At 69.4% G+C, this 12,742-nt stretch carries 10 protein-coding genes and 1 pseudogene; 8 read left to right on the top strand and 3 right to left on the bottom strand.

Annotation, left to right across the window (positions count from 1 at the left end; genetic code table 11):
- Positions 1 to 36: 36 nt before the first annotated feature.
- Positions 37 to 1,146, bottom strand: a complete 1,110-nt coding sequence (locus tag EAO79_RS15655; protein ID WP_241160906.1) for a M4 family metallopeptidase — start codon at positions 1,144 to 1,146, stop codon at positions 37 to 39.
- 151 nt (positions 1,147 to 1,297) lie between these two features.
- Between EAO79_RS15655 and EAO79_RS15650 the strand changes: the two genes are divergently transcribed.
- The 5 genes from EAO79_RS15650 (at position 1,298) to EAO79_RS15630 (ending at position 6,132) form a co-directional block, all read left to right on the top strand.
- Positions 1,298 to 2,461: an LLM class flavin-dependent oxidoreductase gene (locus EAO79_RS15650; RefSeq protein ID WP_079707385.1), complete on the top strand. Its 1,164-nt coding sequence runs from the start codon at positions 1,298 to 1,300 to the stop codon at positions 2,459 to 2,461.
- Positions 2,458 to 3,087: an FMN reductase gene (locus tag EAO79_RS15645; protein ID WP_124769539.1), complete on the top strand. Its 630-nt coding sequence runs from the start codon at positions 2,458 to 2,460 to the stop codon at positions 3,085 to 3,087. The genes EAO79_RS15650 and EAO79_RS15645 overlap by 4 nt, the downstream gene beginning before the upstream one ends.
- 148 nt (positions 3,088 to 3,235) lie before the next feature.
- Positions 3,236 to 4,024: a hypothetical protein gene (locus EAO79_RS15640; protein WP_124769538.1), complete on the top strand. Its 789-nt coding sequence runs from the start codon at positions 3,236 to 3,238 to the stop codon at positions 4,022 to 4,024.
- 102 nt (positions 4,025 to 4,126) lie between these two features.
- A complete protein-coding gene (gene rpsO / locus EAO79_RS15635; RefSeq protein WP_056012204.1) occupies positions 4,127 to 4,396 on the top strand; it encodes a 30S ribosomal protein S15 in 270 nt (89 codons plus the stop codon).
- Between the two features lie 248 nt (positions 4,397 to 4,644).
- Positions 4,645 to 6,132: an amino acid permease gene (locus EAO79_RS15630; protein ID WP_071262327.1), complete on the top strand. Its 1,488-nt coding sequence runs from the start codon at positions 4,645 to 4,647 to the stop codon at positions 6,130 to 6,132.
- A gap of 144 nt (positions 6,133 to 6,276) precedes the next feature.
- On the opposite strand, the pseudogene EAO79_RS15625 reads toward EAO79_RS15630, so the two are convergent.
- Positions 6,277 to 6,762 (bottom strand): annotated as a pseudogene (locus EAO79_RS15625) (DedA family protein); the annotation flags it as partial.
- Between the two features lie 117 nt (positions 6,763 to 6,879).
- Here EAO79_RS15625 and EAO79_RS15620 point away from each other — a divergent pair.
- On the top strand, positions 6,880 to 7,800 hold the full coding sequence (locus EAO79_RS15620) for an NADP-dependent oxidoreductase (protein WP_124769537.1): 921 nt from the start codon (positions 6,880 to 6,882) through the stop codon (positions 7,798 to 7,800).
- Here EAO79_RS15620 and EAO79_RS15615 read toward each other — a convergent pair.
- Positions 7,790 to 8,902, bottom strand: a complete 1,113-nt coding sequence (locus EAO79_RS15615) for an acyltransferase family protein (RefSeq protein WP_241160905.1) — start codon at positions 8,900 to 8,902, stop codon at positions 7,790 to 7,792. The two genes, EAO79_RS15620 and EAO79_RS15615, sit on opposite strands and share 11 nt — an antisense overlap.
- Before the next feature lie 118 nt (positions 8,903 to 9,020).
- Here EAO79_RS15615 and EAO79_RS15610 point away from each other — a divergent pair, with 118 nt between their 5' ends.
- Complete coding sequence (locus EAO79_RS15610; RefSeq protein WP_164486955.1) at positions 9,021 to 10,103, top strand: FUSC family protein; 1,083 nt, start codon at positions 9,021 to 9,023, stop codon at positions 10,101 to 10,103.
- A 301-nt stretch (positions 10,104 to 10,404) separates the two neighbouring features.
- Positions 10,405 to 12,696 (top strand): polyribonucleotide nucleotidyltransferase, encoded by a 2,292-nt coding sequence (locus EAO79_RS15605; RefSeq protein ID WP_079707114.1) that lies wholly within the window; start codon positions 10,405 to 10,407, stop codon positions 12,694 to 12,696.
- The last annotated feature ends 46 nt before the right edge of the window (positions 12,697 to 12,742 follow it).

Genomic DNA, 12,742 nt, shown 5'->3' with positions numbered 1-12,742 from the left:
GATGCTACTCCGCGAGCCCGGGCGCTGCCACGACGCTCAGGCGGACGGCTCGATACCGACGAGCGCCCACGCCTGCCCGACCGCGGCGTGCTCCTCCGAGTCCACACCGAACCTGGCGGCGGCCGCAGCGATCGTCGCCGCGGCGAAGGTTGCGAAGTCGGCGCGCTCCGACAGGCCGCCGACGAGGGTGTCGTACCAGATGAGCCCCGCACGCTCCCAGGCGTTGCCGCCGAGGGCGACGGCGAGCGTCGCGAACGCCCGGTTGGGGATGCCGGAGTTGAGGTGGACGCCTCCGTTGTCGTCGGTCGTCTCGATGTAGTCGTCGAAGTGCGCCGGCTGCGGGTCCTTGCCGAGGACGTCGTCGTCGTAGGCCGTACCCGGGGCGAGCATGGAACGCAGTGCGTTGCCCTCGACCTCGTCCGTGAAGAGCCCTTCGCCGATGAGCCAGGACGCCGATGCCGCGTCCTCGCCGCGCGCGTGCTGTTCGACGAGGGCGCCGAAGACGTCGGACACGTGTTCGTTGAGCGCTCCGGGCTGCCCCTCGTAGACGAGGTTCGCCGTGTACTGCGTCACGCCGTGGGCCAGCTCGTGGCCGATGACGCTCAAGGAGCTGGTGAAGCTGCGGAAGACCTCGCCGTCGCCGTCGCCGAAGACCATCTGCTCGCCGTTCCAGAACGCGTTGTCGTAGTCGTCGCCGTAGTGCACCGTGGCGAGCAAGGGCAGCCCGCGGCCGTCGATGGAGTCGCGTGCGAACGCCTCGGCGAAGAGGGCGTGGGTGTCTCCGAGGCCGTCGTAGGCGGCGGAGACCGCGGCGTCGGTGGTGGCGGGCTCACCCTCCGAGCGGACGAGCGTGCCCGAGAGGGTCTCGGTCCGCCGGGCGTCGTGGATGCTGCGCTCCGGGGTGCCGACCGGACGCTTGCCGGCCGTGGCGCTACGCACGGGATCAGTGGCCCGCTCCGACCCGGGCTCGGGGAAGCGGTATGGTCGCGTGGCGAGCAGCGAGTACCGCGCGGCACTGGCGGCACGCGCCAGCTGCGGAGCGTCGAGTTCGGCGATGCGCTCGAGCAACCAGGGTGGGACGATGCCGCACACGTGCCGAGGGGCCGGTGTCGGCATGCTGGACGAAGGGTTCGGTGAGCCGTTCATGCGGTGATCCTGCCATAGCCCGCCGACACGGCGTACGGCTCGCGCGGCGCGCTGTGGACAGGATGCCGAACGGGCCGGGAATAGCGCGGGCGTGAACGCCGTTGTCCTGAATATCCATGCAAACGCATGAAAGAGCGAGTGGGAGCGCATGATGCAATTCGGAATCTTCACGGTGGGGGATGTCACCACCGACCCGACCACCGGGATCACGCCCACCGAGCACGAGCGCATCGAGGCGATGGTCGCGATCGCTGTGAAGGCTGAGGAGGTCGGTCTCGACGTCTTCGCGACCGGCGAGCACCACAACCCGCCCTTCGTCCCGTCGAGTCCCACGACCATGCTCGGCTACATCGCGGCGAAGACCACGGACCTCATCCTCTCGACGAGCACGACGCTCATCACCACGAACGACCCGGTGAAGATCGCCGAGGACTACGCCATGCTGCAGCACCTGGCCGGCGGCCGGGTCGACCTCATCATGGGCCGCGGCAACACGGGGCCCGTCTACCCCTGGTTCGGCAAGGACATCCGCGAGGGCATCAACCTCGCGATCGAGAACTACGCGTTGCTCCACCGCCTCTGGCGAGAGGACTACGTCGACTGGCAGGGCCAGTTCCGCACCCCGCTGCAGGGCTTCCAGTCCACACCGCGACCGCTCGACGGCGTGCCGCCCTTCGTGTGGCACGGCTCCATCCGGAGCCCCGAGATCGCCGAGCAGGCGGCCTACTACGGCGACGGCTTCTTCGCGAACAACATCTTCTGGCCGAAGGAGCACTACATGCGCCTCATCCAGCTGTACCGTCAGCGGTTCGAGCACTACGGACACGGCACGGCCGCGCAGGCGATCGTCGGACTCGGCGGCCAGGCGTTCATGGCGAAGAACTCGCAGGACGCCGTCGCCCAGTTCCGGCCGTACTTCGACAACGCCCCCGTGTACGGTCACGGGCCGACGCTCGAGGACTTCACCGAGCAGACGCCGCTCACCGTCGGCAGCCCGCAGCAGGTCATCGACCGGTACGCCGGGATGCGCGAGACCTTCGGCGACTACCAGCGTCAGCTGTTCCTCATGGATCACGCCGGGCTCCCGCTCGCGACGGTGCTCGACCAGCTCGAGATCCTCGGCGGCGAGGTCGTGCCGGTGCTCCGCAAGGAGTTCGCGAAGGATCGTCCGGCCGACGTGCCGGAGGCGCCGACGCACGCGTCGATGGTCGCGGCCGCTGAGGCGGAACTCGCTTCGCGCTCCGGTGCGGTCGAGACGAGCCGGGTCGCATCCGGTTCGGCGTTCGGCGCGGCGGCGGTCGGGGCGACCCGATGAACGCGAAGCGCACGCTCGCCGTCGTGTCGGCCGGCCTCAGTCAACCGTCGTCCACACGCCTCCTCGCCGACCGCCTCCGCGACGCCACCGTGGCGCGCCTCGAGCAGGACGGGTACACGGTCGAGACGACGTCGATCGAGCTGCGCGACCTCGCGCAGGACATCACGAACAACCTGCTGACCGGGTTCCCCAGTCCACGGTTGTCCGAGGCGATCGAAGCCATGACCGCCGCCGACGGCGTGATCGCGGTGACGCCGATCTTCTCCTCCAGCTACTCCGGTTTGTTCAAGTCGTTCTTCGACGTGGTGGAGCCGACCGCCTTGACCGGGGTGCCCGTCGCCCTCGGTGCGACGGGTGGGTCGGCCAGGCATTCGCTCGCCCTCGAATACGCCGTGCGTCCCTTGTTCGCCTACCTGCGGGCGGTGACCGTGCCGACCGCCGTGTTCGCGGCCTCCGAGGACTGGGGGTCGGGCGACGCGCAGGTCGGCGCCCTGCCGGCGCGGATCGACCGCGCGGCCGGCGAGTTGAGCGCACTCGTGGCGGCCTCGGACCGTTCCGGGCGCCTGGACGACCCGTTCGCGCTCGATCGCCCGTTCTCCGAGCTGCTCGGCGGTCTCGGGGCCTGATCGGACGACTCCGTCCGATCGCCCCGATGCGGGCGGGGATCGGCGGGGGCGGTCCCGGCCTCCGTCGTTCCCAGGCTCGGCGCCCCGGTCTTTGGGATACTGGTGGCGTGCGTCGCCGTCCGGCGTCGCCGGAGGGAGTGGTGGCCAGGTGATCCCCGGAGCGCGTCGACTCGGTTCGCTGCTGCAGCGTGCCGCTCGTACCGCGGCGCTCGCCGTGGTGGCGGTGTCGATCGGCGCCGGATCCGTCGTCCTGCCGCTCGCCGCATCCGCTCCCGCGTCGGCCGCCGGCACTGGGACGATCGAGAGCCCGACCGACGGCGACACCGTCTACCGCGTCGACTACACCCTGGACGGCGAGCAGGTCAGCGGATTCGACGTCACCGGCACCGCCGACCCGGGTGCCGACGTCGTGCTGTCCTACTGGCGCTCGATCGACCTCTACGACTCGGCGAAGGCCTGCTTCAGCAGCTCCACGGCCGATGATGCGTCGTGCGACCTGCAGTCCACCGGCGGGACGGGGGCGACCGAGTTCCGCTTCGACGGGCAGCCGATCGAGATCGGGAGCGACGGCGGATGGTCCACCAGGATCAACATGACCCAGTGGCTTCGCGGCGCGGATGCGGGGGAGTACGACATCACCCTCGCCCTCGTGTCGACGAACGCCGACGGCGGGGCCACGCTCGGCGACCCCGTCCGGCTCGTCTACGACTCCACGACGACCGCCGAGGCGGCCGAGGCGGCGGCTGAACCCGCGCCGAACGCCGGTGCCGGACCGCCGCTCTGGGTCTGGTTGCTCCTCGCCTTCCTGGTCCTGGACCTCATCGCGCTCGCCCTCATCCTCGTGCTGCGTCGCCGACGCCGGGTCGCAGCCAGCGAAGCGGAGGAACGGGCGAACGCGAAGCGGCGCTCGACGCATCGCGAACCTCCCACGCTCTGAACCTGCTAGAATCACAAGGTTGCCGTCGAACGGCCGCGGATCAAGAGAGCCCACGCATCAGGCGACGGGCACCGCGCAACGAACAGAGAGGGGATCACCACTATGGCGCTTGAAGGAGACCGTAAGAAGGCGATCATCGAAGAGTACGCAACCCACCCAGGTGACACCGGATCCCCCGAGGTCCAGGTGGCGGTCATGACCCGCCGCATCAAGGACCTCACCGAGCACCTCAAGGAGCACAAGCACGACCACCACTCGCGTCGTGGCCTGCTGCTCCTGGTCGGACAGCGTCGCCGCCTCCTCGGCTACCTCCAGGCCGTCGACATCGAGCGCTACCGCTCGCTGATCGAGCGCCTCGGACTCCGCCGCTAGGCAGCACTCTGAACCCTCCGCCAGCTCACGAGACCCACGGTCCCTGAGCCTGTCGAAGGGCGCTGACACCGCGAGCTTCTTCGTGACGGGCCGTCATCCTCCGGGATGGCGGCCCGTTCGTGTTGTACCAGGAACCCGGCAGCTGGAGAACATCCCGTCTGCGACTCGACCTCGGCCTGCTCATCTGGCAAGGTCGAGAGTCGGCTTCGAGCGAGGCCACGAGGTACCGCACCACGGCAAGGAGCACCATGAGCATCTGGCGGACGAAGAGCATCGAGGACTCCCTCGCGGATTCCAGCGTCGAAGGGCGCAGTCTGAAGCGCACCCTCGGCACCTGGGATCTCATGATCATGGGTGTCGCGGTCGCGGTCGGTGCCGGCATCTTCTCCGTCGGAGCCAAGGCTGCGGGCAACTACGCGGGCCCGTCCGTGTCGCTCGCGTTCATCCTCGCGGCCGTCACCTGTGCCCTCGCCATCATGTGCTACGCGGAGTTCGCCTCCACGGTGCCCGTCGCCGGCTCCGCCTACACCTTCACCTACGCCACCCTCGGTGAGCTCCTCGCGTGGATCATCGGATGGGACCTCATCCTGGAGATGCTCACGGCGGCCGCCGTCATCGCCAAGTACTGGGGCATCTACCTCAGCAACGTCTTCCTGCTCTGGGGCTGGGACGTGCCGAGCGAGCTCGACGTCTTCGGGCTCAAGGTCAGCTGGGGCGCGTTCGTCATCGTCGCGATCTTCACCACCCTGCTCGTCCTCGGGACGAAGCTGTCCTCGCGTGTCGCGAGCGTCTTCACGATCATCAAGGTCGCGATCGTCATCTTCGTCATCGTCGTCGGCGCCTTCTTCGTCAAGGCGGCGAACTACACGCCGTTCATCCCCGACGAGGTCCCGACGAAGGGCGGGGCGTCCGACGCCTGGTCGCAGTCGCTGTTCTCCTTCATGACGGGGGCAGCGCCCGCGCAGTACGGCGTCTTCGGTCTGCTCGCCGGTGCCTCACTCGTCTTCTTCGCCTTCATCGGGTTCGACGTCGTCGCCACGAGCGCGGAAGAGGTCAAGAACCCGCAGCGCAACCTGCCACGCGGCATCTTCGGTGGCCTCGCCATCGTGACCGTCCTCTACGTCGGCGTGAGCCTCGTCCTCACCGGCATGGTGCCGTACACGACGCTCGCCGAGGCTGAGGACCCCTCACTCGCGACGGCGTTCATCGCGGTGGGCGCGGACTGGGCGGCGCAGGTGATCTCGATCGGCATCCTCGCCGGCCTGACGACCGTCATCATGGTGCTCCTGCTCGGCCTCGCCCGCGTGGTCTTCGCCATGAGCCGCGACGGCCTGCTCCCGCGCTCGCTCAGCGTCACCTCCGAGAAGCGCAAGACACCCGTGCGGGTGCAGCTCATCGTCGGCGCGCTCGTCGCGCTGATCGCCGGCCTGACCGACGTGGGCATCCTCGAAGAGATGATCAACATCGGGACGCTCTCCGCGTTCGTGCTCGTCAGCATCGCGGTGATCGTGCTGCGGAAGAAGTACCCGAAGCTGCCACGCGCGTTCCGCGTCCCGTGGTCGCCGTTCCTCCCGATCCTCTCAGCGGTGCTCTGCGTCTGGCTCATGCTCAACCTGACGACGCTCACCTGGGTGCGGTTCCTCGTCTGGCTGGCGCTCGGCTTCATCATCTACTTCGCCTACAGCCGCCGGCATTCCATCGTCGGCAAGAAGGCGCGGGGCGAGCTCGTCGAGTGACGCCCGTGTCCGTCGCCGTCGTGCGGCCAGGGCTGCGCTGATGCGGTCGACGGTCACGCCCAGGCCGACGGCGACGACGATCGAGACGGCGGTCGCGAGTACCGGCTGATCCGGGAGGAACCGGCCGACGACGGCTCCGACGCCCACGTTCCACAGTGCCCAGGCGAGCCCTGCGAGGACGGTGATCGGAAGATACCGACGGGGGCGGAGCCCACTCGCCCCGGCGACGAGGTTGACCGCGATGCGCGCGAACGGGATGTAGCGCGCGGTGAGGATGGCTGCAGCGGCGCGGCGCTCGAGCGCGACGCCCGCACGTCCGATCGCGCCCGCGACCCGCGGGCGCCGCATCCAGGCGAACCGTGTGGTCCCGATCCGTCGTCCGAGGAGGTAGCAGGACACGTCGCCGGTCACGGCACCCGCCCACGCCACACCGATGAGGAGAGCGAGGTCCGGCGAGCCGCTCGACGCCGAGATCGCGCCGAGCGCCGTCACCGCGGTCTCGCTCGGCAGGACGACCAGGAAGGCGTCGGCGACCGTCAGCAGGTACAGGGCCGCGAACACCCAGCCGGACGTCGCGATGGCGAGCAACCACGCCGTGATCGCCGTCTGCAGCTCATCGACCCATGCCATGCCCGTGATTCTCGCTCGGCCGGGTGAACGGCGCGTGACGTCCCCTGCGGCCAGGGTGGTCCTCGCCCGGGAAGCGTGTGAGCATGGAGGTCGGCGGGAGCCGGCAGAGGAGGCATCATGGCGAGGTTCGTGCGGTTCGACCGGTTCGGTGGTCCCGAGGTGTTCCACCTCGTCGAGGGCGACATCCCGGTGCCCGGCCACGACGAGGTCCGAGTCCGTGTCCTCGTCGCAGGGCTCAACCCCGTCGACCACAAGCTCGCGGCATCACCCGAAGCGCTCGCCTCCTTCGGCCGGGACGTCCCGAGCGGGAACGGCAACGACTTCGCCGGGGTGGTGGACGGCGTGGGGAGCGGCGTCCAGGGATTCGCGACGGGCGACCACGTCTACGGCGGACACCGCTTCCACGCCCAGGCGGACTTCCTCATCGCTCCGGCCGGCATCCTCCATCATGTGCCGGACGGTCTCACCATCGAGCAGGCCGGCGCCCTCGACATCGCGGGACGCGCGGCCATCGCGTCGGTCGCCGCCGTCGGCGTCCAGCAGCCGGACACGGTGCTCGTGAGTGCTGCGGCCGGCGGGGTCGGCGTGCTCGCGGCACAGCTCGCCAGGCGGACGGGCGCGGTCGTGCTCGGCACCGCCGGCGCGGCCAATCAGGAGTTCCTCCGCGGTCTCGGCATCATCCCCGTCCAGTACGGCGACGGGCTACGCGAGCGTGTCCTCGAGGCGGCCCCTGGCGGGATCACCGCCGTCATCGACACGCACGGCCGGTCGACCCTCGAGCTGGCGCGCGACCTCGGCGTCGCGCCGGAGCGGGTCAACACGATCGCGGACCGGCCCTTCGCCGCCGAGCACGGGTTCCGCGGCGTCGGTGGACAGGACGCGACGCTCGACGAGCTGGCAGCGCTCGGCGAGTCGATCGCGCGGGGTGAGATCGTCCTCCCCATCGACAGCGTGTGGCCCATCGAGCGGGTCGTCGACGCCTACCGCCACCTCATCGACGGTCACGTCCGTGGGAAGGTCGTCCTCGTCACCTCGTGACGTCGCGGCGCGACCCGGTCGGGTCGCTCCGAGGGGGCTCCGGGTCGAAGGCCCGCTTGCGGCTGAAGATGAACGCCGCCCGGGGTTCGATGAGCGGTCTCGTGATGCGCCGCACGGGTCCGCTGGAGAGCACGATGACGATCAGGACCGACAGCACCAGCAGGCCGAGGAGCACGAGCTCCGGGTTGCCCGTGTCGGAGAGGACGCCCGACTCACGCAGGGGGTAGAGCACGAAGGAGTGCAGCAGGTAGACGTACATCGTCGACTGGCCATACCGGGTGATCCACGACTGGCCGCGGGGGACGAGCACGAAGAACGCCGCGGTGAGGACGACGGCCAGCAGGATCGCCGCGAGTCGCACCAGGCCGCCCGTCCCGTCCTCGTTGCCGAGCGCGGTGTACCCCCGGTCGTAGAAGAACCAGTAGCGCAGGTCGATGCGCCGCCACAGGTCGATCCCGACGACGAGGACGACCGCCCACACGATGAGGACGGCGGCGGCGGCGATCCGGATCCACCAGGCCCTCGTGCGGACGAGACGCCAGCGGTCCACGAGCCGCCAGCGGTTGATCTGCCACCCGAGCACGAAGAACGGGAGGATCCCGAGTGCGCGCGAGAGTGAGAACGTGCTGTCGACGTTGTCGAGGTAACCGACGCCGATCGAGATCACGACGCTCCAGAGCAATGGCCAGCGCAGGAGCGCGAGATAGGGCAGGACGAGGCGGAAGATGCCGAGCGCGAGGAGGAACCAGAGGGTCCACGACGGTTGGGTCGGGTTGAACGCGCGCTTGCCCTCGACGAGGAACTGCACGAGGGACCAGATCCCCTCCATGATCAGGTAGGGCAGGAGGATGTCCGTGATCACCCGACGCATCTGTCGTCGTCCGGGAGGGGCCGACTTCGAGAAGTACCCGCTGATGATCGCGAACGCCGGCATGTGGAAGGCGTAGAGGAACAGGTACACGACGAGCGCGGGGTCGGACTCGGAGGTCAGGCGCTGGATCGCATGGCCCATGACCACGAGCGTGATGCACGCGAAACGGGCGTTGTCCCAGAACGGGACCCGCTGCTTCGGGCGAGCGGCTGCCGGCGCGGGATGCGTCAACGTCACCTCCTGGGGTTCGCACCAGCGTAGCCCGGGGCGGCCCGCGCGACGACGGGGGCCCGAGCGCCGGGCTCAGGATGGCGTAGCGTTGGATGGTTGCACGAGAGCGGAGGACCGGATGGCTGAACGCGGTCTGAAGACCTCGCTGATCAGCTTCGCGCCATCGCCCAAGCGCTGGCCGGCAGCCCTCACGGCTGCGATCGCGATGGCCGTGCCGGTCGCGGTCGCGACGTTCTTCGGACTCACGCCGCTCGGCCTGCTCACCGGCCTCGGGGCGTTCACCGCGCTCTACTGCGCGCCGCTCAGCCGCCGGGACCGTCTGCGGGTGCTGCCGCTCATCGGAGCAGGACTCGTCACGGCCGCGGCGCTGGGTGTCGCGATGTCGGGTTCTCGGCCGCTGACCGCGATCGGCCTCATCGTCGTCGGGTCGGTGGTGATCTGGCTGGTGCAGGGCATCGTCCTCGGCCCTCCGGGCGCGCTGTTCTTCATCCTCGTGTTCGGCATCGCCGGCCACCTGACCGCGCCCGTCCCGATCGGCGGCGCCGGGCTCGACGGCGGACTGGTCATCCTGCTCGTGGCGGCCGGTTCCGCCTTCGCCTCGCTGGTGGTCGTCGCGCCGTTGCTCGTGCCGGCCATCCGCCGCGGCGCGGGGAAGCCGACGCCGATGCGCGTGCTGTTCCCCGAGTACCGGCTGAGCGCGACCGACCGCCGGATCGCGACCCGCCTCACGGTCGCGCTCGCGATCAGTGCGACCCTCGGAGCGGTCCTCGGCCTCGGTCACGGGTACTGGATCGCGGGGTCCGCCGTCGCGATCCTCAGCGTCGGGCACTCGCGCACCCTGAGCGCGACACGCGGCGTGCACCGCGTGCTCGGGACGGTCGTCGGCGCCGGGATCTTCCTCGCCGTGGCCTCGCTCCAGCCGCACGGCTACATCCTCGCGCTCGTGCTCGCCGCCCTGCAGTTCACGATCGAGCTCGTCGTCATCCGGCACTACGCGTTGGCGCTCGTCTTCATCACGCCGCTCGTGCTCATCATCAGCACGTCCTCGTCGACGCAACCGGTGCTCGCGATCGTGGGAGAGCGCGTGCTCGACACCCTCCTCGGAGCGGCCGTCGCGATGGTCCTCCTGCTCGTGTCGTGGGGACGTGACCGTCGGCGCGCGGCGTCTCCCGACGCTCCTGGCACCCCGCCCATCACCTGAGGATCCGTGTCGTTCCGGGGATCGCCGAACCCCCCTCTGCTAGGCTGACCGACGGCGGACCGTGATGGTCCGCTCCGCGCACAGCCAGCTGACAGGAAGCTGGTCCTCGGTGGTGTATCCCTCGCGATCCGCGGGTGGTGTTCTACTGGTGGCCAGCCAAGTCCCGGAAGACCGGGCGGCTTGAGCAAGTACTGCGGCTGTGTTGCGCGCTGCATCATGCACGACCGCGCTCGACGGCGCGTCCATTCGGGACGCGCGGCCCGTCACTCGACGGGAGCGCACACGTACGAAGGAGAGACCTGTGGAAGGTCCAGAAATCAAGTTCGCCGAGGCCGTTCTCGACAACGGCAAGTTCGGCAAGCGCACGGTCCGGTTCGAAGCCGGCCGCCTCGCGCAGCAGGCACAGGGCGCGATCGCCGCGTACCTCGACGAGGAGACCATGCTCCTCTCGGCCACCTCGGCCGGAAAGCACCCCAAGGACAACTTCGACTTCTTCCCCCTCACGGTGGACGTCGAGGAGCGCTCCTACGCCGCCGGCAAGATCCCCGGTTCGTTCTTCCGTCGTGAGGGCCGCCCCTCGACCGAGGCGATCCTCGTCTGCCGCCTCATCGACCGGCCGCTGCGCCCGTCGTTCGTCACCGGCCTCCGCAACGAGGTCCAGATCGTCATCACCGTCCTCTCGATCGCTCCGGGTGAGTTCTACGACGCCCTCGCGATCAACGCGGCGTCGATGTCCACCCAGATCTCGGGTCTGCCGTTCTCCGGTCCGATCGGCGCCGTCCGTCTCGCGCTGATCCCCGGCCAGGCCGGCGAGGCCGACCAGTGGGTCGCCTTCCCGAAGGTCGACCAGCTCGAGGAGGCCGTCTTCGACATCATCGTCGCCGGTCGCATCGTGACCGACGCCAACGGCAACGAAGACGTCGCGATCATGATGGTCGAGGCGGAAGCCACCGAGAACAGCTGGAACCTCATCAAGGGCGGCGCCACGAAGCCCGACGAGGCGGTCGTCGCGGCCGGCCTCGAGGCCTCCAAGCCGTTCCTCAAGCAGCTCGTCAAGGCGCAGAGCGAACTCGCCGCTCAGGCGGCCAAGGAGATCGCGGCCTACCCCGTGTTCCTCCCGTACACGCAGGAGAGCTACGACGCCGTCGCCGGTCTCGCACACGACGAACTGGTGAACGTCTACCAGATCGCCGACAAGATCGAGCGCCAGAACGCCGACGACGCCCTCAAGGACCGCGTCAAGGCGGAGATCACCGAGCGCGTCGAGGCCGGTTCGCTCGACGCCGAGGTACTCACCCAGTTCTCGGCGGCCTACAAGTCCGTCTCGAAGGTCGTCATGCGCGGTCGTGTCCTCCGCGAGGGCATCCGCATCGACGGCCGCGGCCTGACCGACATCCGTCCGCTCGACGCCGAGGTGCAGGTCATCCCGCGCGTCCACGGTTCCGCGATCTTCCAGCGCGGCGAGACCCAGATCCTGGGTGTCACCACGCTGAACATGCTCAAGATGGAGCAGCAGATCGACTCGCTGTCGCCCGTCACGAAGAAGCGCTACCTGCACCACTACAACTTCCCGCCCTACTCGACCGGTGAGACCGGCCGGGTCGGTTCGCCGAAGCGTCGCGAGATCGGGCACGGCTTCCTCGCCGAGCGTGCACTCGTGCCGGTGCTGCCGAGCCGCGAGGAGTTCCCCTACGCGATCCGTCAGGTCTCCGAGGCCCTGGGGTCCAACGGTTCGACCTCGATGGGTTCCGTCTGCGCCTCGACCCTGTCGCTGCTGAACGCCGGTGTGCCGCTCCGCGCACCCGTCGCCGGTATCGCCATGGGCCTCATCTCGGACGTCGTCGACGGTGAGACCCGCTACGCGGCGCTCACCGACATCCTCGGCGCCGAAGACGCCCTGGGCGACATGGACTTCAAGGTCGCCGGTACCTCCGAGTTCGTCACGGCCATCCAGCTCGACACGAAGCTCGACGGCATCCCGACCTCGGTCCTGACCGGTGCGCTCCAGCAGGCAAAGGACGCCCGCACGACGATCCTCTCCGTGCTGAACGCGGCGATCGACGCTCCCGACGAGATGGCGCCGACCGCGCCTCGCGTCATCAGCGTCCAGATCCCCGTCGACAAGATCGGCGAGCTGATCGGCCCGAAGGGCAAGACGATCAACTCGATCCAGGACGAGACCGGCGCCGACATCTCCATCGAGGAGGACGGCACCGTCTACATCGGCGCCGTCGACGGTCCGTCGGCCGAGGCCGCTCGTGCCCAGGTCAACGCGATCGCGAACCCCACCAACCCGGAGGTCGGCGAGCAGTTCCTCGGAACCGTCGTCAAGATCGCCGCGTTCGGCGCGTTCGTCTCGCTGCTCCCGGGCAAGGACGGCCTGCTGCACATCTCCGAGGTCCGCAAGCTCGCCGGTGGCAAGCGTGTGGAGAACGTCGAAGACGTGCTCGGCGTCGGCCAGAAGATCCTCGTCGAGATCACGAAGATCGACGACCGCGGCAAGCTCTCGCTCGCTCCGGTCGTCGCCGATGAGGCCGACACGCACGGCAGCGACGCTGCCAGCGAGGGCCCTGAGGCCCCGGCCGAAGGCTAGGTCTCACCAGCTGTATCCGAACGCCCGTCCCGCTTCCGCGGGGCGG

Source organism: Plantibacter sp. PA-3-X8 (genome assembly GCF_003856975.1).
Lineage (GTDB): Bacteria > Actinomycetota > Actinomycetes > Actinomycetales > Microbacteriaceae > Plantibacter > Plantibacter auratus.
Note: the sequence above shows the minus strand (reverse complement) of the source record. Positions and strands in the feature narration are given on the sequence as shown.

Excerpts from the sequence above, each read along its gene's own strand:
- EAO79_RS15655 (WP_241160906.1), bottom strand. The coding sequence starts at position 1,146 with ATGAACGGCTCACCGAACCCTTCGTCCAGCATGCCGACACCGGCCCCT.
- EAO79_RS15650 (WP_079707385.1), top strand. The coding sequence starts at position 1,298 with ATGCAATTCGGAATCTTCACGGTGGGGGATGTCACCACCGACCCGACC.
- EAO79_RS15645 (WP_124769539.1), top strand. The coding sequence starts at position 2,458 with ATGAACGCGAAGCGCACGCTCGCCGTCGTGTCGGCCGGCCTCAGTCAA.
- rpsO (WP_056012204.1), top strand. The coding sequence starts at position 4,127 with ATGGCGCTTGAAGGAGACCGTAAGAAGGCGATCATCGAAGAGTACGCA.
- EAO79_RS15630 (WP_071262327.1), top strand. The coding sequence starts at position 4,645 with ATGAGCATCTGGCGGACGAAGAGCATCGAGGACTCCCTCGCGGATTCC.
- EAO79_RS15620 (WP_124769537.1), top strand. The coding sequence starts at position 6,880 with ATGGCGAGGTTCGTGCGGTTCGACCGGTTCGGTGGTCCCGAGGTGTTC.
- EAO79_RS15610 (WP_164486955.1), top strand. The coding sequence starts at position 9,021 with ATGGCTGAACGCGGTCTGAAGACCTCGCTGATCAGCTTCGCGCCATCG.